Origin of the sequence: Arthrobacter sp. YAF17 (assembly GCF_052113365.1) — a bacterium.
In the GTDB taxonomy this organism is placed as follows: domain Bacteria; phylum Actinomycetota; class Actinomycetes; order Actinomycetales; family Micrococcaceae; genus Arthrobacter.
Genome location: NZ_JBFRDB010000006.1, coordinates 21,723 through 42,845 on the forward strand (window position 1 = coordinate 21,723; position 21,123 = coordinate 42,845).

The window sequence follows — 21,123 nt, forward strand, 5'->3', positions numbered from 1 at the left end:
TAGGCTCCAACAGCAGAACAACAGTCCACAAAGTGGAATGCTTCAAGAGCTCAATGAGGAGATGCGATGTCAAAGGTGAAATCCGGAGCGGCCGCCGCGCTGCAGGACGTACTGCGGGACGGCATGACGCTCGCCGTCGGAGGCTTTGGCCTGAGCGGCATCCCCGCTGACCTGATCGAGGCCGTGCGGGATTCCGGCGTCAAGGACCTCACCGTGGTGTCCAACAACATGGGCGTGGACGGAAAGGGCCTCGGCGTGCTGATTGAAGCCGGCCAGGTCCGCAAGGTCATCGCCTCCTACGTGGGCGAGAACAAGCTCTTCGCCGAGCAGTATCTCGCCGGCAATCTGGAGGTCGAGTTCACGCCGCAGGGCACCCTGGCCGAGCGCCTCCGCGCCGGCGGCGCCGGCATCCCGGCGTTCTACACCAAGACGGGCGTCGGCACCCTCGTCGCCGAAGGCAAGCCCCTCGCGGAGTTCGACGGCGAAACGTATGTCCAGGAACGCGCCATCAAGGCAGACGTCGCCCTGGTGCACGCCCACACCGCCGACACCGACGGCAACCTGATTTACCGCTACACCGCGCAGAACTTCAACCCCGTCGTCGCCACGGCGGGCGCCGTCACCGTCGCGGAGGCCGAGGTGATCGTGGAACCGGGCCAGCTCGACCCGAACCACATCGTCACCCCCGGCGTCTTCGTCCAGCGCCTCGTCCAGGCCAGCGGCCGGGTCAAGGACATCGAACAGCGGACCGTCCGGCCCCGCAGCGAAGCCGCCGACGCCGCGGCCGCCGTCGGCGTCTAATCAGGCCTAAGCGCCGCCCCTACTTTCTTTAGGAGAATCACCATGGCTTGGACCCGGAATGAAATGGCTGCCATCGCGGCCGAAGAACTCAACGACGGCGACTACGTAAACCTCGGCATCGGCATCCCCACGCTGGTCGCCAACAACCTGCGCGACGGCGTCCGCGTCGTTCTGCAGAGCGAGAACGGCCTGCTCGGCATGGGCCCGTTCCCCTACGAGGGCGACGAGGACGCGGACCTGATCAACGCGGGCAAGCAGACCGTCACGGTCCTGCCCGGCGGCAGCATCTTCGACTCCGCCACGTCCTTCGGCATGATCCGCGGCGGCCACGTCAAGGTCGCGATCCTCGGCGCCATGCAGGTCTCCGGCGCCGGCGACCTCGCCAACTGGACCATCCCCGGCAAGATGGTCAAGGGCATGGGCGGCGCCATGGACCTCGTCGCCGGCACTCCGCGCGTCGTGGTCCTCACCGAACACAACGCCAAGGACGGCACCGCCAAGATCGTCAAGGAATGCACCCTGCCGCTCACCGGCCTGAGCTGCGTCGACCGGATTATCAGCGACCTGGCGGTCTTCGACCTGGACAAGGTCGACGGCGTCCGGCGGCTCACGCTGACCAGGCTCGCCCCGGGCGTCACCGTGGAGGAGATCCGCGAAAAGACCGAGGCGGCGTTCGACGTCGCTCCCTCCCTCGATGAAAGCGCCACCTTCGAGGGAGCCACGGCATGAGCCTGCGCGACCAGTTCGGCAAGGATGTCCTGCTGACCGGCTGGGGCCACAGCCGCTTCGGCAAACTCACGGACGAGACTCTCGAATCCCTCATCGTCCACGTCGCTACCGAGGCGATCGGCAACGCCGGGATCGAGCCGGGCCAGATTGACGAAATCTACCTCGGCCAGTTCAACTCCGGCATGATGCCGCTGGCCTTCCCCTCCTCGCTGGCCCTGCAGGTCTCCGAGCAGCTGGCCAACGTCCCGGCCACCCGGGTCGAGAATGCCTGCGCGTCCGGGTCGGCCGCTTTCCAGCAGGGCACCAAGTCGCTGCTGGCCGGCACCGCGAAGACAGTCCTCGTGATCGGCGCCGAAAAGATGACGCACGCCGGCGCCGACGTCGTGGGCGCGGCCCTGCTCGGCGCGGACTACGACATGGCCGGCAAGGCCTCCAGCACCGGGTTCACCGGACTCTTTGCCGAGGTGGCCAAGCACTACGAGAAGCGCTATGGGCCGGTTTCGGACGTCCTGGGCACCATCGCGGCCAAAAACCACCGCAACGGCGTCGACAACCCCTACGCCCAGCTCCGCAAGGACCTCGGCGAGGAGTTCTGCCGGACTGTCTCGGACAAGAACCCGATGGTCGCCGACCCGCTGCGCCGCACCGACTGCTCGCCCGTGTCCGACGGCGCCGCCGCCGTCGTGCTGTCCCTGGCCCCCACCGGCGGGGCCACCGCCCCGGTGCGGCTCGCCGGATTCGGCCAGGCGAACGACTTCTTCCCGACCGACCGCAGGGATCCCACCGCGTTCAACGCCACCCGGGCCTCCTGGCAGCGCGCACTGGGGATGGCCGGCGTCGGCCTCGAGGAGCTGGACTTCGCCGAGGTGCACGACTGCTTCACCATCGCCGAGCTGCTGATGTACGAGGCGATGGGCCTGACCGAACCGGGCCAGGGATCGCGTGCCATTGAGGAAGGTTGGGTCTTCAAGGACGGCAAGCTTCCCATCAACGTCTCGGGCGGGCTCAAGGCCAAGGGCCACCCCGTGGGCGCCACCGGCGTCTCGCAGCACGTCATCGCCGCGATGCAGCTCACCGGCACCGCCGGCGACATGCAGCTGCCCGCCGCCCGGCGCGCCGCGGTACAGAACATGGGCGGCGTCGGCATCGCCAATTACGTCAGCGTGCTCGAAGCCGTTTAGGGGCACAGAGCCGCGGTTCCTCCCCACCTTTGGCGCACTCCACCGGCGCTTTCCGGCCTGCAGCGCGCCCCGGGGCGCAAAGGTGGGGAGGTTCCGCACCGTCACCGCGGCGGTACTAGCGTTCGCGGATCAGCTTCGCGATGGCGCCGAAGCCCAGCCGTTCGGCATTTTCCAGTGCGGTTCTCCCCTGCGGGTCCCGAATATCGGGGTCGGCACCGGCGTCGAGCAACTGCCGGACTACCTCCTGCTGCCTTGGACCCCCATCGTTGAGCAGGATGGCTTCCTGCAGGGCTGTCCAGCCCAGGTTATTGACGTTGTTGACGGGAACGCCGGCCGCAAGGAGGATCCGCACGGTGTCCACGTGCCCGTGTTCACTCGCGGGGATCAGGGCCGTGCCGCCGAAGCGGTTGGTGCTGGCGACGTCGGCCCCGTTCGCGAGGGTCAGTTGCAGGACCTCGTTGAATCCCTCGGCTCCCGCGTAGAGGAAGGCCGAGTCCTGGATGGCATCCTTCGCGTCGACGTTGCCACCGGCCTGGATCAGCCGCGTCACCGCGGCAACATCGTTCGCCTTGGCCGCCCGGACCAGCTGCTGGTCAAGCTCGGCCTGCGCCGCCGGAGCCAGCGCCGGCCGGGTCACAGCTGGAGGGGTCACAGCCGGCGAGGCAGCGGCTGTCCCTGTTGCAGCCGGGGGCGATGCAGCCGAATCCGATGCCTGGGCCGGCGGCGGCGTCTCCCGCCGCGATTCCTCAGTCGCCACGGCGCAGCCGGCGAGCGCTACTGCCAGCACACCGGCCACGCACACGCCGGCGGCCCTTGCCAGCCTCCGCCGCGCACCGCCCGATGCCCCAAGTCCGTGTTGCGTCCTGAGCCTCCCCATAGACCAGAGCCTACTTTGCGGTTCCTACCCTGCGGCGCCGGGGCTGACCTTGCACCGGAGGGATCCACTGAAACAGCCCGGTTTTCCGCCCGGGCCACGGGTGCGGCTTTGCCGGCAGGAGGCTGCACCCGCCAAAACGGGCCCGTCCCGCACAGCCCGAGGYCCGTGGTCCCGGGAGTAGACTCCGGGCATGGGATCCGTCGATGACGCACTGGCCGCCATGTCTGCACCGGCCCGCGATGCCCTGCAGCGGGTCATCGACCTCGCGCGCGCAGAAGCCCCAGACGCCGTCGATGGTGTCAGCTACGGCATGCCCGCGCTGAAGGTCCACGGCAAGCCCCTCATTGGCGTGACGGCGAGCGCCAAGCATCTGTCCGTCTTCCCGTTCTCCTCCGAGGTGGTGGCGGCCGTCGCGTCCCGGCTTGATGGCTTCTCCGTATCCAAGGGAACCATCCGCTTCGGACCGGACCACCCCCTCCCTGACGAGGTCCTCACGGAAATTCTCCGGCTCCGGCTCGCGGAGATCACCTAGACTCGAGTGAATCCCCCGCCCGCAATCTGAGGAGCCTCCATGCGCGCCACGATCATCCACGCACCCGGTGACATCCGGGTCGAAGACCGCGACTACCCCACCGTCCAGTTGCCCACCGACGCCGTCGTAAAAGTCACCGCGTCCTGCGTCTGCGGCTCGGACCTCTGGCCCTACCGGGGCGTGAAGCCCACCCGCCGGCCCACCGCGATCGGCCACGAGTTCATCGGCACGGTGGAGAGCGTCGGCTCCGGGATCACCACCCTGGCCGTCGGCGATCTGGTAATCGCACCGTTTGTGGTCAGCTGCGGGGCCTGCCCCCAGTGCCTCAACGGTGTCACCGTGGCCTGCGACCACCTGGCCGGCTGGGGCGGCAAGGACGACGCCGGGCACGCGATCGACGGCGGCCAGGGCCAGGCGGTTCGCGTCCCGCTGGCCGATTCCACCCTCGTCAAGGTTCCCGGCATCACGGAGCCGGATGACGCCCTCCGGAAGAGCCTGCTCACGCTGTCCGATGTGATGGCGACCGGCCACCACGCAGCCCTCGCCGCGAAGGCCGGACCGGGCCGGACCGTCGTGGTGGTGGGCGACGGCGCCGTCGGGCTGTGCGGGGTGCTGGCCGCCAAGCGGCTCGGGGCGGAACGGATCATCGCGATGTCCCGCCACGACGACCGCCAGGCGATCGCCCGCGAGTTCGGTGCCACCGACATCGTGGAGGAGCGCGGGGAAGAGGGTGTCGCCAAGGTCCGCGAACTCCTCGGCGGAGTGCTGGCCGATTCCGTCCTCGAATGCGTCGGGACCAAAGAATCCATGGAACAGGCACTGCACAGCACCCGCCCGGGCGGCGCGCTGGGCTTTGTTGGCGTCCCCACCGGCGGCAGCGAGGTGCCGCTGCGCTACCTCTTCGACACGAACATCTCCATCGGCGGCGGCATGGCCCCGGCCCGGACCTATATCCCGGAACTGCTGGCGGACGTCCTCGACGGCACCATCAATCCGGGCCGCGTCTTCGATGTTGTGATGCCGCTGGAGGAAGCACCGGAGGCCTACCGCGCCATGGACGAACGCCGCGCCATCAAGGTCCTGCTGACCCCCTGACCATTTCCGACGGCGGCGGCGCAGCATTGTTGCGCGGGCTCCGGGTCGGTCCCGTGCGCTGCCTCGTGCACGGGCCCTTGTGCTGGCTCTTGTTCTGCTAAAGCGGGAGGGCTACCGTGAAGCGCATCAGCATCCGCCGCCGTCGAGGAGCCGTCATGGCCAGGTTCGTGCAGATCATCGAATTCCAGACCGCCCGCATTGAGGAAATTGAAGCCCTGGGCCGGCCGTCCAGGACCGACGGAAGCACTGCTCCCACTTTCCGCCGGATCCTGGCCACCGCGGACCGCGACAACCCCGGAACGTATCTCACCATCGTCGAATTCGACTCCTACGGATCGGCCATGGAGAACTCCGGCCGGCCGGAGACCTCCGAATTCGCCGCCAGGATGGCCGCCCTTTGCGACGGGCCGCCGGTGTTCCGCAACCTGGACGTGATGTGGGAAGACGACGGCTCCGCCGACGATAACCCGTAGGCGCAAGCATGGACACTGAGCACAGTGCCGCAGAGCCCCTTGTGCTGGACCTCCGCGGGGCCAGCGCTGCGCCCCTGCGGCTGGTGGGCGGCAAAGCCCTGAACCTCGGGAAGCTTGTGGCGGCCGGGCTGCCCGTGCCGAGCGGGTTTTGCCTGACAACGCTTGCGTATGATCTGGCGGCACCGCCCGGGCTCGGCGCCCTCGCGGCCGAACTCGACGCGATCGGGTCCGGAGCGGCCCGGGCGTCGGGCCCTACACGGCCGGTCCCGGGTGAACTCAGCCCGGTTGCCGCGCGGGCCAGGAGGCTGATCGAGGAGTCCCCGATCCCGCCCGAGGTGGATGCCGCGGTCCGGAAAACCTACGAGGGAATGGGCGGAGGCGTGCCCGTGGCGGTCCGGTCCTCGGCCACGGCAGAGGACCTGCCCTTCGCCAGTTTCGCCGGGCAACAGGACTCCTTCCTCGATGTCACCGGCGCCGACGCGGTGGTCGAGGCAGTCCGCCGCTGCTGGGCGTCGCTCTGGAGCGAGCGGGCCGTGGCGTACCGCTCCGCCAACGGGATCAGCAACCGCGACGTCGGGCTCGCCGTCGTCGTCCAAGTCATGGTCGACGCCGCGACGGCGGGGGTCCTGTTCACCGCAAATCCGGTCACCGGGACCCGGACGGAAACGGTAATCAACGCGAGCCCGGGCTCAGGCCAGGCCGTGGTCTCGGGGTCGGTCAACCCGGACCAGTTCGTGCTGGAGACGGCGTCCGCCTCCGTCATACGGAGCACCCCGGGAGGACCGTATGACGGGCGGGGTCCGAGCCTGAGCGGCCCCCGGCTCCAGGAGCTCACCGCGCTAGGCGACGGCGTCCAGCGCCTCTTTGGCGCGCCGCAGGACATCGAGTGGGCCATCGAAAAGGGCGGCAAGATCTGGCTCACCCAGTCACGCCCGATCACCACGCTGTATCCGCTGCCCGAACCCGCACCCGAAGACGCCGCAGCCGGGGCTTCCGCCCCCATCCGGGTGTACCTGTGCGGCACCCTGTTCCAGGGGCTGACCCGGCCGATCACCCCGCTCGGGCTGTCCGCCCTCGAGATGATGCGCAACAGCAAGGGCCCCTGGCGGTACGCCAACCCCGGGCTGCGGATGTACGTGGACCTCACGGCGGTGGCCCGCAGCAAATCGGGGCGGGCTTATCTGCTCCGGATCCTCCCGCTGGCGGACGGCCGATCCGGGGCCGTGCTTCCCGCGCTGCTCGAGGATCCACGGTTCGGCGTCATCGAGCGCTCGTTCGGACAATCCCTCCGCGGGGCCGGGCGACGGCGCAACTGCCCGCAACGGCCCCAACGCCCGGGCAGCAGCGAGCAGACGGCCAGCCTCGCCCTCATGGCAGGCCTCGTTCCGGCCATGGTCCGGCCCGCCTTCCGACCCGCAGCTGAGCTGCGCCGGGCGATGAGCTACGGGAAGAAGATCGAATCCGAGCTGGTCCTGGCCGAACCCGCCAGTTCCGCCCAGCGGCTGGACTACACCGAGCAGATCCTTGGCCGGACGATTAACGGGCTGATTCAGGCCACGCTGCCGGGCCCGTCCGTTGGCTACCTCATGCTGGCCGTGGCCCGCCGGCTGCTGCGCGGCATCGCGGCGCCCCGTGAGCTGGAGGCCGTGCTGCGCGGGCTCCCCCACAACATCACCACCGAAATGGACCTGGAACTGTGGCAGCTTGCCGCCTTCATCGGCGACGACCCGGTGTCTCGCGGGGAGTTCCTGGCGAAACGGCCCGAGGAGTTGGCCGCCGACTACCTGGCCGGCCGGCTGCCGCCCCGGGCCCAGTCAGGAGTGCGCGGCTTCCTCGCCCGCTACGGCCACCGCGCTGTGGCGGAAATAGACCTCGGCATGCCGCGCTGGTCCGCGAAGCCCGACCACATCCTCGGCATGATCTCAAACTACCTCCGCGTCGAGGACCCGGAGCAGGCCCCGGACCGGCAGTTCGCCCGGGCCGCCGAGCATGCGGAGGACCGGATCCGCGGCCTCGTGGAACAGGCGCGTGCCCGGAGTCCGTGGCGCGCACGGGCCCTGGAGCTGAGCCTGCGCCGTGTGCGGCAGCTAGCCGGGTTACGCGAACTGCCCAAGTTCTACATCGTGCTGATACTCGGCGAGATGCACCGGCAGCTCCTCCGCGTCGGCGCCGACCTGGCCTCCGCCGGCACGGTCGCGGCCGCGGACGACGTCTTCTTCCTGGACTTCGACGAGATCCGCGTCGGCCTGCGCGGCGCGGACCTGCACGGCATCGTCACGGGCCGCCGCCGGCTGTACGACACGGAACTTCGACGCCGCCGCATCCCCCGGCTGCTGCTCTCCGACGGCACCGACGTCGAGGCCGCCATGATGGCGGAGTCGCCCGCATCCGGTGCCGTGACCGGAACACCGGCCTCTGCCGGCACCGCCACCGGCCGGGTCAGGGTGATCCTGGACCCGGTGGGCGCCCACCTGGAACCCGGCGAAATCCTGGTGGCCCCCTCCACTGACCCGGGCTGGACACCGCTGTTCATGACGGCCGGTGCACTTGTCATGGAGATGGGCGGGATCATTTCCCACGGGGCCGTTGTGGCCCGCGAGTACGGCATCCCGGCGGTCGTGGGCGTACCGGACGCCACCACGCGGCTGCACACCGGCCAGACGGTCACCGTTGACGGGGCCGCCGGCACCATCAATGAAGAGCCTTGATCCGGCAGAAGCGGGCAACGATCCCGTCGCGATCCCTGCGGTGAGCCGAGATCAGACCCCACAGCTGTAGCACAACCGTGCCAGATAGAATCGAATCATGACCACACCGGCCCATCGGCCAACGCACCACGAGCGGTCGATTCCCCGCTGGCCGCACCGGTCAGCGCAACAACCCGGCGGCACTTTCGCGCCGGCCCGCAAGGCGAGGAGCCTCCTGCAACGGGTTCCGGTGTGGACCTGGCGGGTGCTGATGCACTCGGTCAAGGCCAGCGAGAACTCCCGCTTCAACGTCGACCCGATTACCGGCGTCGAATACTTCCATGACATCGATTTCGTCGGCGACCGCATCCGGGCCCACCGCCTCGACGTCATCGTCCCCTCCCCCGTCACCCCCTCCCAAGCCACCCCCTCCCCCAACGGCGGCGCCGGGACTCCCGACGTCGGTTCCGACAGTTCACCAGGAGCGCTGCCCGTCTACGTGTACTTCCACGGCGGCGGCTGGACGTCCGGAGACAAGGCCTCGCTGACCAAGTACTGCGCGAGCCAGGCCGAGGGCGGGATGGTGGTGGTCAACGTCAATTACCGGAAGGCTCCGCGCTTCCAGATGTCCCACGTCCTGGCGGATGCCAATGCGGCGCTGACCTGGGTCCGGCAGAACATCGCCGGCTACGGCGGCGACGCATCGCGGATCGTGCTGGGCGGTGACTCCGCAGGCGGGCAGATTGCGGCACTGCTGACAGCAGCCAGCTTCCAGCCGGAACTGGCGCGGCACCACGGCCTGACACCGGCCGTCCCCGCCGCCGATTTCAAAGGCCTGGTCCAGCACTGCAGCGTGGTGGACTTCTCCGTGTTCTTCGAAAAAGGCTTCGTGCTGAGCCTGAACTTCGTCCGCATGCTGTTGCCCGGCCTCCATCCCGGCGGCCGCACCGGCGGCATCCGCGGCGGCCTGCGCCGCGCCTTCGGCGGGTTCGGCCGCACGGGCACCGACTCCGGGCACCTGGAGGCCCTCCGCGAGGGCGCGGATTTCCTCTCGCCGATCGAATGGCTGGATTCCCGCTTCCCGCCCGTCTTTGTGACCACCTCGGAGCGGGACTTCTTCTTCGCCGCCAACATGAACTTCATTGCCCGGCTTCGCGAACATGGCGTCCACGTGGACAGCCTCATCTACGGCTGGGACAGCTCCAACACCGAACACACCTGGCAGCAGGACTTCCGCTACCCGGAATCGCAGGAAGTGTACCGCCGGCTTCACACCTTCGTGCATAAAGTGGCCTGAGCGGCGTCCTAGCCGTCCCGCCCGCTGCCGCACCGGGCTATGTTAAGACCATGGTGTCTGCCGACAGCAACGCACTGAACGATCCGGAACCCGAGGGGTTCGGATCCGCGCTGGTCGATGAAGCGGCCCGGCGGGACGCCGCCCTGGGCGATGTTGACTGGACCGTCCTGCCCGACGGCGCCGTGCGCGGCACCTTCGAAGCCCCCAGCGGAAAACTTGCCACGCTTGCCATAGGCACCCCGGGAAACACGCGGGTGCTCTTGATCCCCGGGGCCACCGGGTCCAAGGAAGACTTTGTGCTGATGCTGCCGGAGCTGGCCGCCGCCGGGTATTACGTCCTGACGTGCGACATTGCCGGGCAGTACGAATCGGCAGAGGCGGGCCCCGAGAACCTCACACCTCCCCGCGCCCACTACGACTACGAGCTGTTCACCGATGACCTGATCGCCATGCTCGACGCCGAGGACGGCCCCGCGCACGTGGTCGGGTATTCCTTCGCCGCGATCTTCGCCCAGCTGGCCTTCTCCCGGCGGCCGGAAAAATTCCGCAGCCTCACCCTGCTCAGCTGCCCGCCCGAACCGGGCCAGAGCTTCCGTGGTGTCCAGCGCGTCGGACGTTGCAGCGGCTGGATCAGGCCCCGGGTCGGCGCCGCGCTGATGATCCTGGGCATCCGCGTTAACGTCGTGCACGTCCCGCCCAACCGGATACGGTTCGTGAATTACCGGTTTCGGTTCACCCGCCGGAGCTCCGTGCGCGACATCATCGGGCTGATGCAGCACGCGCCGGATCTGAGGGATGAACTGGCCGCGGCGTCGCTGCCGAAGTTCGTCGCCGTCGGGGAACACGACCTCTGGCCGCTGGCGCTGCACCGCCGCTTCGCGCAATCCGTCGGCGCGCGCATCGCGGTCTACCGGGGCGGACACAGTCCAAGCGAGACCTCGCCGCACCAAATGAGCCGCGATCTGATCGCGCTCTACGGATCCGCCTAGCGGGGGTGCGCGGGCATGTCGGCGTCGTTCCGGGCCGCGATAACCACCGGGATTGTTGCCATGGTGCCCCGGCTACGGCCCCGGGACAAGACGAAATGCGCCCGTTGGCCTCTTGCACCATGGCCCCCGGACCCGTAGGTTGGGCAACAGCGGACGAATGTCTCCGCAGCCGTTGGCCTCCGGGCCGCCGGAGATCAGCAGCATTTCAGAAGGATATGGCATGGCTACAGGCACAGTTAAATGGTTCAACGCCGAAAAGGGTTTTGGCTTCATTGCCCCGGATGACGGGTCAGCCGACGTTTTCGCCCACTATTCGGCAATCGCCAGCAGCGGCTACCGCTCCCTGGACGAGAACCAGAAGGTCGAGTTCGACGTCACCCAGGGCCCGAAGGGCCCGCAGGCCGAGAACATCCGCCCGCTCTAAGTACTCCGGATCGCAGCACCGGCCAGCCGGCCGCCATGCTTTCCCCAACACCACAAACGCCCCCCTCGAGGATTCCTCGGGAGGGGCGTTTGTCGTTAGGGGGTCAGCCGACGTGGACCCACGGCCGCCTGGTCACGTCCGGTTCCGCTTCCCGCAGCACTTCACGGGTTACGGGCGCGATTTCCCCTTCGCCGAACGCCAGGAAGCGGAGCAGGTTGGTGACCGGGTTGCCTTCGGTCCAGCGGAAGTAGACGTGCGGCATCAGACCCGTCACATCGCGGATGTGAAGGAGGACGGAGGCGATCGTGTTCGGGACCACGGGCCCGTGGACTTCCAGGACCTGGTAGCCGTGCCGCGTAACGCCCCGGACCATAAGCTCCGTCTCGAAGTCGGAGGAGTCGTCCACCACCACCTCGAGGAACAGTGCGCGGTAGTCCAGCGGCAAGTGGCTGACCTCCGTGGCTGACTCCAGTTTCTGCCGGTAGGCCTCCGCGCTCATCCGGAGCGGTTCATGGGCGATGATCCGCAACGGCCCGTCCAGCTCGTCGGACATGAATTCGAGGGCCTCACGGTCCAGGTGGACGTGGGTGGCGTGCAACTCGAACGAGCGTCGGACCCGCGACAGCAGCGAAATGACGATAATTCCCAGGATGAACACCGAAGCGATCCGGATGCCTTCCGGCCGTTCGATGATGTTGGCGACCGTGGTGTAGATGAACACGACGGCGACGACGCCGAACCCGACAGTGCGTTTGCGCTGTTGCTTACGCCGGGCCGAAAGCGTCACGGCCACCGCGGCCGAGGTCATGAGAACCAGGACGCCGGTCGCGTAGGCGCCGCCCTGCGCATCGACGTCCGCGTCGAACAGCCAGGTGACCAGGAACGCGACCAGGGTAAACACGAGCACCAGCGGCCGGACGGCCCGGGCCCACCCGGGGGCCATCCCGTAGCGGGGCAGGTACCGGGGCACCAGGTTCAGCAGCCCGGCCAGCGCGGAGGCCCCGGCGAACCAGAGAATCGCGATGGTGCTGATGTCATAGACGGTACCGAACCCCACCCCCAGGTGTTCGTGGGCCAGGAACGCCAAGGCGCGCCCGTTCGCCTGCCCGCCGGGCTGGAATTCCTGCGCCGGGATGAGCACCACGGTGATGAAACTGCTGACGATCAGGAAGCTGCTCATGATGACCGCCGCCGTCGTCAGCAGTTTGCGGGTGCCCGCGATGCGGCCGGCTGGATTGTCCTCGGTATCGTTCGCGTGTCCCCGGATCTGCGGCATGACGGCCACGCCCGTCTCGAACCCGGAAAGACCAAGCGCGAGTTTGGGGAAGACGAGCAAGGCAAAGCCGACAGCCAGCAGGGGGTTTCCGTGCGACGTCGAGATCGCCTGCCACCAGTTGTCCACGGCCACGGGGTGCGTGAACACCTCAACGACCGAAACTGCCAGCACGACGACGTTCAGGCTCAGGTACACGGCGACGATCACGACGGCGACACCGATGGCCTCCCTGAATCCGCGCAGGAAGACCGCCCCCAGCAGCGCCAGCAGGAACAGCGTGACCGGCACATTCTGTCCCTGCAGCCAGGCGGGGGCTATCGGGTTCTGGATCAGGTGCGCCGTGGCGTCTGCCGCCGACAGCGTCATGGTGATCATGAAGTCCGTTGCGGCGAAACCGAGCAGCACCAGGACGAACAGCTTTCCGCCCCACCGCGGCATAAGCCGCTCGAGCATCGCGATGGAGCCCTCGCCCCGGTGGCTCTCGCCCGCGACGCGCCGGTAGACGGGCAAGGCGCCCAGCAACGTGATGGCGACGAGGACGAGGGTCGCGAGCGGCGAAATCACGCCCGCGGCGAGCGCGGCGATCGCCGGCTGGTAGCCCAGGGTGGAGAAATAGTCGACGCCGGTCAGGCACATCACTTGCCACCACGAGTGCTTTTTCTCATGGGCAGTGGGCACTCCGCCCGGGCCCTGGTGGGAGCCCTTGCTGTCCTGCAGCCCGAACAGCAGCCAGTTCTTCAGCCCGGAAATGGTTCGCGGCCGCGGCGCCGACGGGTCTGCCGGCGGCCTGCTCAGCGTGGTCATTTTTTTCCTTCCCTCACGGCGCGGACCCAGATGGCAGTGCGCCGCACAGCTCTCAATTGCGAAGCTAGCAGCGGCCGCCCGCGGCGCCCGTGTCGAGACGGGGATCTTGACGAATCCTTGACGCCGGGCCGCCCCGCCCGAGGCCGGCTGAAATGGAAGAATGGCTCCATGGCACGTGGAACGCTGCGCATCTTTCTGGGGTCAGCACCTGGCGTCGGCAAGACCTACGCGATGCTCCGGGAAGGGCACCGGCTGCGCGAGGGCGGCGAGGACGTCGTCGTCGCGTTCGCCCGGGACCGGGGACGCAGCGACACCCGCGCCCTACTGGCAGGACTCGAGCTGATCCCGGCCAAACGGGTTCCCTATCAACGACTCCACCTCGAAGAGCTGGACCTGGACGCGGTGATCCGCCGTGGGCCCGCCACGGCAATCGTCGACGACTACGCCCATGCCAATCCCCCGGACAGCCCGAACGCCCACCGCTGGGAGGATGTCGACGAACTGCTCGACGCCGGCATCAACGTCCTGACCACCCTGGACATCCAGCATCTCGCGTCCCTCAGCGACGTCGTCAGCGCCATCACCGACGTCCGGCCCGTGGAGAGTGTGCCTGATGAGATCGCCCGGCGGGCCGGGCAGATCCAGCTCGTGGACATCTCCCCCGAACTCCTGCGGCAGCGCCTCGCGGACGGCAGGATCGTCGCGGCTGACAGGGTGGACGCTGCGCTCGCCAACTACTATCGCCCGGGCAACCTGGCGGCCCTGCGTGAGCTGGCTTTGCTGTGGCTGGCGGACCGGGTGGACGAGGGGCTCGCAAGGTATCGGACGGGAAACGGAATCGAAGCCAGCTGGCCGGCCCGGGAACGGATCGTCGTCGGGCTGCCCGGCGGCCCCGAGGGTGAGATCCTGATCCGCCGCGGTGCCCGCATCCTCAACCGGGTCAACGGCGGTGACCTGCTGGCGGTGCACGTGCGCGCAGCGGACACCGCGGCCGCGGAATCGCCGCAGGAGCTGGAGTCCCAGCGCCGGCTGGTCCATGACCTTGGCGGCAGCTACCACCTCGTGGCAGGGGAAGACCCGGCCGCCGCATTGCTGGACTTCGCCCGCAGCGTCAACGCCACCCAGATCGTCGTCGGAATCCCGCGCAGCGGCGGGCTGGCCGGACTGCTGGCAGGCCTTCGTGGCGGCCACACCGGTGCCAGAGTGGTCCGCGGCGCCGGCGCCATCGACGTTCACATCGTGTCCCAGCAGTCTGAGGGCGGCAGCCCGGGGGTGCCGCGGCGGCGGGACCTGGGCCGTGCCCGCGTCACGCTGGGTTTTCTCATGGCCGTCCTGCTTCCGGTCCTGCTGCAGTTCCTGCTGGCCGTCAGCCCGGACAAGAACGTGGCGACCGCTGTCCTGATCCAGCTAACCGGCTCCGTCGCCGTGGCGCTGGTCGGCGGCCTGTGGCCCGCGATCCTCGCGGCGCTCTGGAGCAGCCTGCTGGTGAACTACTTCTCCACCCCGCCGTTAGGCACCCTGCACATCAGCGACTCGCGGAATGTCTTGACCCTCCTGGTTTTTGTCGGCGTGTCCGCCGCAGTGGCCACCGTGGTTGACGTCTCCGCCCGGCGTTCCAAGGAAGCGGCCCTCGCGAGGGCGGAGGCCGCCACGCTCGCGGACCTCTCGCGCGGGGCGGCCGGTTCGGAGGACACGATTGCGGGACTACTGCAGCAGGCACTGGACGTCTTCCAGGTCCGGGGCGCGGCCCTGCTCAGCCGCCCGGACGACGGCGCCTCCCGGGCCGGCGCCGGGGCCAAAACCGGCGCCGCCGCGGGCCAGGGTGAGGGCTGGCGGCTGGTCGCCAGTGCCGGCGAAGTTCCCGGCTCCGGTCCCGGGTCCGGGGAGATTCCGGGCAATGGAATCCTCCACGGAGACAACGTGGAGCAAATTGACGCCACCACGTGCCTCGTCCTGTCCGGCCGGGTGCTGGCCGCCAGTGACAGGCGACTCCTGGGCGCTTTTGGTGTCCATCTGCTGGCCCAGCTGGAACGGCGGCAACTGCTGGCCAGCCGGTCCGAAGTCCTGAAGCTCGCTGAAAGCAACACCATGCGAACGTCGATCCTTCGCGCCGTCTCGCACGATCTCCGCACTCCGCTGGCCGGCATCAAGCTCGCGGTGGGGGGCCTCCGGCAGGAAGGCGTCCGCTATACCCCGGAAGAGGAGCGCGAGTTACTGGCAACCATCGAGGATTGTTCGGACCGGCTGGAAGTGCTGGTGGGAAACCTGCTGGACATGTCCCGGCTCACGTCCGACTCGATCAAGCCGCTGTTGCGGCCGGTGCGGTGGTACGAGGTCATTCCCGGCGGGCTGCACGGGATCACCCCGGACCGGGTGCGCGTCGAGCTGCCGGCCAACATGCCCGAGGTCGAGGCGGACGAGGGCATGCTCGAGCGTGTCATTGCCAACATCGTGGAGAACGCCGTCAAGTACGCCCCCGGGTCCGACATCGTCCTGGCCGGTTCCGCGGGAGGGTTGGGGCCGGCGACCGTGAGTGGCCGCCCGGCCGGTGAACTGCGCGTCATCGACCACGGAACGGGCATCCCGGCCGACCGCGTCGTGGATATGTTCCGTCCCTTCCAGCGCCTCGACGATGCCACGCAGGCCACCGGAGTGGGGCTCGGCCTCGCGGTAGCGAAGGGATTCACCGAGGCGATGGGCGGCAGGCTGACCGCCGAAGCGACGCCGGGCGGCGGCCTGACCATGGTGATCAGCCTTCCGCTGTCCTCCGGCATTCCGTTCCGCGCCGAGCCGGGCCAGGCGCCGCTGCAGCCCCAATCGGAGGTCATCGGCCGCCTCCACGCACCGCCGCTCCTCGCGTCCGGGACGGACCCGGTATGACCTCCGTGCTGGTAGTCGACGACGACGCGTACTTGCTCCGGGCCCTGCGGATCACGCTGCAGGCCCACGGCTATAACGTGGTGACGGCCGCCGACGGGCGCTCGGCGTTGCTCGCTGCGCAGCAGCAGCCGCCGGCCCTCGTGATCCTGGACCTGGGGCTCCCGGACATGGACGGTTCCGCCGTGATCCGGAAGCTTCGCGGCTGGAGCGCGGTGCCGGTCCTGATCCTGTCCGCCCGGCACGGGTCCGAGGACAAGGTGGAAGCGCTCGACGCCGGCGCCGACGATTACATCACCAAGCCTTTCGGGCTGGACGAGCTCCTGGCGCGCCTGCGTGCGCTGCTGCGCCGCAGCGCAGAGCCGGAACAGCCTGCGGTCATCGCCACCGAAGCGTTCACCGTGGATCTGGGCAAACGCCGCGTCCTCCGCGACGGCCAGGACATCCGGCTTACTCCAACCGAATGGAAGATGCTGGAGGTGCTGGTCCGGAGCCCGGAGAAACTGGTCACCCAGCAGCAGCTCCTGTCCGAGGTCTGGGGCCCGGCGTATGCCAAGGAGACCAACTATCTCCGTGTGTACATGGCCCAGCTCCGGCGCAAGCTGGAACCGGAGTCCGCCAGTCCGCGGCACCTGATCACGGAGGCGGGAATCGGTTACCGCTTCCTGCCCTGACGGATCCGCTGCCCCCGCGGCACGCCTAAACGAACGCGGACTTCCCGGTCACGGCCCGGGCCACAATCAGCGAGTTGATCTCGTAGCTGCCCTCGTAGGTGTAGAGGATTTCGGCGTCGCCAAAGAGCTTGCCCATCTCGTAGTCGCTGCTGATCCCGTTGCCGCCCATCAGCGAGCGCCCCATGGCCACCGAGGCCCTGGCCAGCCGGGTGGTGGTGGACTTGGCCATCGCGGACTGGACCATCTCGAGCTTGCCGTCCTCCTGGACCCTGGCCAGTTGCGCCATCAGCGACAGCGACGCGGACGCGTTGCCCAGGATCTCGGCCAGCTGCTGCTGGATCAGCTGGAAGCGGGCCAGCTCCTTGCCGAACTGTTTCCGCTCCAGCGAGTAGGAACGCGCGACGTCGAACGCGGCCAGCTGGATGCCGGCGGCCTGCCAGCCCACCCAGGCGCGCGAATCGCGGAGCAGCTCGTTGGCCTTGGCGAAGTCCGTGGCCCCGGGCAGGAGGTTGGACTCCGGGATGCGGACCTCGTCGAGCACGATATCCGCGTTCTGCATGATCCGCAGCCCGATCTTGTTCGCGATCTTGGTGGCGGTGTAGCCGGGGCGGTCCGTCTCCACGATGAAGCCCTTGATCTGCTGATCCGCGACGTCCCGCGCCCAGACCAGGGCGAAGTCCGCGATCGTACCGGCGCCGATCCAGCGCTTGGCACCGCTGATGACCCACTCGCCGCCCTCGAGCCGGGCCGTCGTGGCCAGCCCTCCGGCGATGTCCGAGCCGTGGTCCGGCTCGGTCAGGGCGAAGGCGCCGATCTGGGTGAAGGCCGTGAGCCCCGGCAGCCACCGGGCCTTCTGCGCCTCGGAGCCGAGCTGGTCGATCATCCCGACAATCAGCTCGTTATGGATTCCCACGAGGGCCGAAAGGGACACGTCGGCGCGGGCCACCTCGACGTACATGAGGCCCTTGAACAGTTTGGAGGTGCCGTCCGTCTGCAGGCCGCCGAGGCCGTACTTGCCGAGTTCGGCCAGCAGCCCGAAGGGGAATTCCTCGCGGTTCCAGTAGTCGATCGAGGCCGCCCGGATCCGGGACTGCAGGAAATCACGGATCTCCTGGTAGCGGGACTGTTCCGCCGGGGGCAGCAGGTCGACGATGTACATCAGGTCGGCGTCCGGGAACGGCGGCGCCACCACGCCGGCTGCACCCTCCCCTGCCCTGTTGCCCTGAGTCTTAACCTCTTCGAGGCCCTGTCCGCTGGCACGTCCTCGTGGCTGCACGGGCATGTATCCCTTCGTAGTGATCCGGTCATGAACCGGGCCGGCTCTTCCAAACCCTTGGATGTCCTAGTATATTGCACAGTGATGGGGATCACTAGGCAACGGGTGGTCGCCGGGCAACGGCGCCGGGCCTGAAACGGCTGCGCCACCAGACTTCGAAAGGTGCACCATGACAGTCACTGAGGATTTCCGCGCAGCACGCGACCGCATGCTTGACCTCCGCATGGACTATGACGCGGCGCGCAGCGAATTCCAGTGGCCCCGCTTTGAGCACTTCAACTTCGCCCTGGACTGGTTCGACCAGATCGCGGCGGACCCGGCCAAGGCGGACAACCCGGCCCTGGTCCTCGTCGAGCAGGACGGCTCCGCCACCCGGCGCAGCTTCGCGGACCTGTCCCGGCGCTCCGGCCAGGTTGCCAACTGGCTGCGCAGCCAGGGCGTGCGGCGCGGCGACCGCATGATCATCATGCTCGGCAACCAGGTGGAACTCTGGGAACTGATGCTCGCCGGGATCAAACTGGGCATCGTAATGATCCCCACCACCACCCTGATGGGGCCGGCGGACCTGAAGGACCGCGTAGAGCGCGGCGGCGCGAACTGGGCCGCCGTCGGGAGCGCCAATATCGAGAAGTTCGACGAGGTCCCGGGCGACTACACGCTGATCGAGATCGGCGGCGGCAACGCAGAGACAGGCAAGTCCGCCCTGCAATATTCGGAGTCCGCCGGCGCGGGCGAGGACTTCACGCCGGACGCGCCGACGCTGGCCGACGAGACCTTGCTGCTCTACTTCACTTCGGGCACTACCTCCAAGGCCAAGCTGGTGGAGCACACGCACACCTCCTACCCGGTGGGCCATCTGTCCACCATGTTCTGGATCGGGATGGAACCCGGCGACGTGCACCTGAACGTGGCCTCACCCGGCTGGGCCAAGCACGCCTGGTCCAACGTCTTCACCCCGTGGATCGCCGAGGCCTGCGTCTTCATCTACAACTACGAACGCTTCGACGCCAAGGCGCTGATGGAGCAGATGGACCGCGAATCCGTCACCAGCTTCTGCGCCCCTCCCACGGTCTGGCGCATGCTCATCCAGGCCGACCTGACCCTGCTCAAGAACCCTCCCACCAAGGTGGTGTCCGCCGGCGAACCGCTCAACGCCGAGGTCATCGATCAGGTCCAGCGTGCTTGGGGGCAGACCATCCGCGACGGCTTCGGTCAGACCGAATCCACCGTGCAGATCGCCAACACCCCCGGCCAGCCGATCAAGATCGGCGCCATGGGCAAACCCCTGCCGGGCTACGACGTCGTCCTGGTGGACCCTGCCACGGGCGCGGAGGGCGACGACGGCGAGCTCTGCCTGCGCCTCGACCCGCGGCCCGTCGGGCTGATGAAGGCGTACTACGGCGACCCCGACAAGACGGCGGAAGCGTTCCGCGACGGCTATTACCACACAGGTGACATGGCCAGCCGGGACGAACGCGGCATCATCACGTATGTGGGACGCGGCGACGACGTCTTCAAATCCTCCGACTACCGGCTGTCCCCGTTCGAGCTGGAAAGCGTCCTGATCGAGCACCCGGCAGTGGCCGAGGCCGCCGTCGTCCCCTCCCCGGACGCACTCAAGCTCTCCGTGCCCAAGGCGTTTGTGGTCCTGGCGGCCGGGCACGAGGCCGGCCCGGAGCTCGCCGAGGAGATCCTGCGCTACTGCCGCGACCACCTGGCACCGTTCAAGCGGATCCGCCGGCTGGAATTCGCCGAGCTGCCCAAGACCATCTCGGGCAAGATCCGGCGCGTGGAACTGCGGCACAGCGAAGAACTGCGCCACGGCGGGGGCACGGTCCCGGCGGGTCTCGGCACGGAGTACTCCGAAGCCGACTTCCCCGGCCTGAAAAGCCCGGCCGAAAAGCTAGGCTGAACCCCATGAGACTGAGGACGAGAAGCTGGGGGTACCGTGGCAACGCCGCTGCCGCGTGATCCGATCGCCGACGCCCGGCTGAACTGGGAACGGCACGGCTGGTCCGACGTCGCCGCGCCGATGGCTGCCATCACCGCCATCATGCGGACCCAGCAGCTGCTGCTGGCCCGGATCGAGGGGGTCCTGAAGCCATTCGGGCTGACGTTCGCCCGCTACGAACTGCTCGCCCTGCTGAGCTTCGCCCGCAGCGGCGCGCTGCCCATGAACAAGGCAAGCGCGTTGCTGCAGGTCCACCCCACCTCGGTGACGAACGCTGTCGACCGGTTGCAGCAGGCGGGGCTGGTGATCCGGTCGCCGCACCCCACGGACGGGCGAACCACCCTGATTGAACTCACCCAGGAGGGGCGCACGCTGGCCAAACGGGCGACGGCGGCACTCAACTCAGAGGTGTTCGCCCAGTCCGGCTTCGCGGAGCAGGATGTCGACCAGCTGATCCGGATCCTGGGCACCTTCCGCCGCAACGCCGGCGACTTCAGCGAGTGATCCCCAGGGCTGCAATGCCCCACCAATGACCGCCCTTCACAATGCAGCGATGGGCTCCGCGGCACCAGGAGACGACTCATGCAGCCGGACGCCTATTCCCGCCGACTTGGATCACCGTACCGAAATGCGTGGATATCCAATTACCTCCTAAAAGAGGTAGTTGGCAATCCGCGGGGCAGCCCCGGAGGTCCCCTAGACTTCGGAAAAGAAACCAACCCTGAACATGAGGAGCGCAATGATTCCGGAGATCAACATCTGGGCAGTACTGCTGGCCACGCTGTCCAGCATGGTGGTCGGGTCCGTCTGGTACACACCGAAGGTGTTCGGCAACTACTGGATGCGCGTCGCCAAGGTCACCCCCAGCGGTGACGCCAAGGACGCCGTCAAGCCCATCCTGATCACCCTGGTGGTCAGCTTCGTCAGCGCCCTGGTCCTGGCCGGCTCCGCCGCCATCTCCCAGCACTTCTACGGCGGAAATTTCCTGGTCAACACTCTGGTCACTGCGGTGATTCTGTGGGCCGGCTTCACGGCGGCCCGGTTCATCACCCATGACGCGTTCGAAGGCCGGCCCGCCGGGCTGACCGCGCTGAACTGCGCCCACGAACTGGTGACCCTGGCGGTCATGGCCCTCATCATCGGGCTGTTCGGCATCAGCGCGGCCTGACAGGTCCACGCG

18 protein-coding genes are annotated in these 21,123 nt (G+C 68.3%); 15 read left to right on the forward strand and 3 right to left on the reverse strand.

What is annotated here, in order from left to right:
- Positions 1-66: 66 nt before the first annotated feature.
- Genes AB4Y67_RS06860 through AB4Y67_RS06870 form a run of 3 tightly spaced genes read left to right on the forward strand, consistent with a single transcriptional unit; the run spans position 67 to position 2,711 of the window.
- A complete protein-coding gene (locus AB4Y67_RS06860; protein WP_441405038.1) occupies positions 67-801 on the forward strand; it encodes a CoA transferase subunit A in 735 nt (244 codons plus the stop codon).
- Between the two features lie 42 nt (positions 802-843).
- Positions 844-1,530: a CoA transferase subunit B gene (locus tag AB4Y67_RS06865; RefSeq protein WP_441405039.1), complete on the forward strand. Its 687-nt coding sequence runs from the start codon at positions 844-846 to the stop codon at positions 1,528-1,530.
- The gene (locus AB4Y67_RS06870) at positions 1,527-2,711 is read left to right on the forward strand and encodes an acetyl-CoA acetyltransferase (RefSeq protein WP_441405040.1); all 1,185 of its coding nucleotides are present in this window, start codon (positions 1,527-1,529) and stop codon (positions 2,709-2,711) included. The genes AB4Y67_RS06865 and AB4Y67_RS06870 overlap by 4 nt, the downstream gene beginning before the upstream one ends.
- 115 nt (positions 2,712-2,826) lie before the next feature.
- On the opposite strand, the gene AB4Y67_RS06875 is transcribed toward AB4Y67_RS06870, so the two are convergent.
- Entirely contained in the window at positions 2,827-3,363 is a 537-nt protein-coding gene (locus AB4Y67_RS06875; protein ID WP_441405041.1) for an ankyrin repeat domain-containing protein, read from the reverse strand.
- A gap of 415 nt (positions 3,364-3,778) precedes the next feature.
- Between AB4Y67_RS06875 and AB4Y67_RS06880 the strand changes: the two genes are divergently transcribed.
- From AB4Y67_RS06880 to AB4Y67_RS06910, 7 genes are all read left to right on the forward strand, one after another.
- Complete coding sequence (locus AB4Y67_RS06880) at positions 3,779-4,120, forward strand: iron chaperone (RefSeq protein ID WP_441405042.1); 342 nt, start codon at positions 3,779-3,781, stop codon at positions 4,118-4,120.
- A 39-nt stretch (positions 4,121-4,159) separates the two neighbouring features.
- Positions 4,160-5,215: a zinc-dependent alcohol dehydrogenase family protein gene (locus tag AB4Y67_RS06885; protein WP_441405043.1), complete on the forward strand. Its 1,056-nt coding sequence runs from the start codon at positions 4,160-4,162 to the stop codon at positions 5,213-5,215.
- A gap of 155 nt (positions 5,216-5,370) precedes the next feature.
- Positions 5,371-5,688: a hypothetical protein gene (locus AB4Y67_RS06890; protein ID WP_441405044.1), complete on the forward strand. Its 318-nt coding sequence runs from the start codon at positions 5,371-5,373 to the stop codon at positions 5,686-5,688.
- 8 nt (positions 5,689-5,696) lie between these two features.
- On the forward strand, positions 5,697-8,396 hold the full coding sequence (locus AB4Y67_RS06895) for a PEP/pyruvate-binding domain-containing protein (RefSeq protein WP_441405045.1): 2,700 nt from the start codon (positions 5,697-5,699) through the stop codon (positions 8,394-8,396).
- Between the two features lie 97 nt (positions 8,397-8,493).
- On the forward strand, positions 8,494-9,672 hold the full coding sequence (locus AB4Y67_RS06900) for an alpha/beta hydrolase (RefSeq protein ID WP_441405046.1): 1,179 nt from the start codon (positions 8,494-8,496) through the stop codon (positions 9,670-9,672).
- A gap of 50 nt (positions 9,673-9,722) precedes the next feature.
- Positions 9,723-10,661, forward strand: a complete 939-nt coding sequence (locus AB4Y67_RS06905; RefSeq protein WP_441405047.1) for an alpha/beta fold hydrolase — start codon at positions 9,723-9,725, stop codon at positions 10,659-10,661.
- Positions 10,662-10,881: 220 nt separating this feature from the next.
- A complete protein-coding gene (locus AB4Y67_RS06910) occupies positions 10,882-11,085 on the forward strand; it encodes a cold-shock protein (protein ID WP_013599688.1) in 204 nt (67 codons plus the stop codon).
- A gap of 103 nt (positions 11,086-11,188) precedes the next feature.
- Here the strand turns inward: AB4Y67_RS06910 and AB4Y67_RS06915 are convergent, their stop codons facing one another.
- The gene (locus AB4Y67_RS06915) at positions 11,189-13,165 is read right to left on the reverse strand and encodes an amino acid transporter (protein WP_441405048.1); all 1,977 of its coding nucleotides are present in this window, start codon (positions 13,163-13,165) and stop codon (positions 11,189-11,191) included.
- A 168-nt stretch (positions 13,166-13,333) separates the two neighbouring features.
- On the opposite strand from AB4Y67_RS06915, the gene AB4Y67_RS06920 reads away from it, so the two are divergent.
- Positions 13,334-16,045 carry a DUF4118 domain-containing protein gene (locus AB4Y67_RS06920; RefSeq protein ID WP_441405049.1) on the forward strand — a complete coding sequence of 904 codons (2,712 nt, stop codon included), beginning with the start codon at positions 13,334-13,336 and terminating at the stop codon, positions 16,043-16,045.
- A complete protein-coding gene (locus tag AB4Y67_RS06925; RefSeq protein ID WP_441405050.1) occupies positions 16,042-16,716 on the forward strand; it encodes a response regulator in 675 nt (224 codons plus the stop codon). The genes AB4Y67_RS06920 and AB4Y67_RS06925 overlap by 4 nt, the downstream gene beginning before the upstream one ends.
- A gap of 25 nt (positions 16,717-16,741) precedes the next feature.
- On the opposite strand, the gene AB4Y67_RS06930 is transcribed toward AB4Y67_RS06925, so the two are convergent.
- Positions 16,742-17,875 (reverse strand): acyl-CoA dehydrogenase family protein, encoded by a 1,134-nt coding sequence (locus AB4Y67_RS06930; protein ID WP_441405147.1) that lies wholly within the window; start codon positions 17,873-17,875, stop codon positions 16,742-16,744.
- Positions 17,876-18,161: 286 nt separating this feature from the next.
- Between AB4Y67_RS06930 and AB4Y67_RS06935 the strand changes: the two genes are divergently transcribed.
- The 3 genes from AB4Y67_RS06935 to AB4Y67_RS06945 all read left to right on the forward strand — a co-directional run bounded on the left by AB4Y67_RS06935 (position 18,162) and on the right by AB4Y67_RS06945 (position 21,111).
- The gene (locus AB4Y67_RS06935) at positions 18,162-19,904 is read left to right on the forward strand and encodes an AMP-binding protein (RefSeq protein WP_441405051.1); all 1,743 of its coding nucleotides are present in this window, start codon (positions 18,162-18,164) and stop codon (positions 19,902-19,904) included.
- Between the two features lie 36 nt (positions 19,905-19,940).
- Entirely contained in the window at positions 19,941-20,447 is a 507-nt protein-coding gene (locus tag AB4Y67_RS06940) for a MarR family winged helix-turn-helix transcriptional regulator (protein WP_441405052.1), read from the forward strand.
- A gap of 235 nt (positions 20,448-20,682) precedes the next feature.
- Positions 20,683-21,111 carry a DUF1761 domain-containing protein gene (locus AB4Y67_RS06945; protein ID WP_441405148.1) on the forward strand — a complete coding sequence of 143 codons (429 nt, stop codon included), beginning with the start codon at positions 20,683-20,685 and terminating at the stop codon, positions 21,109-21,111.
- Positions 21,112-21,123 lie beyond the last annotated feature (12 nt).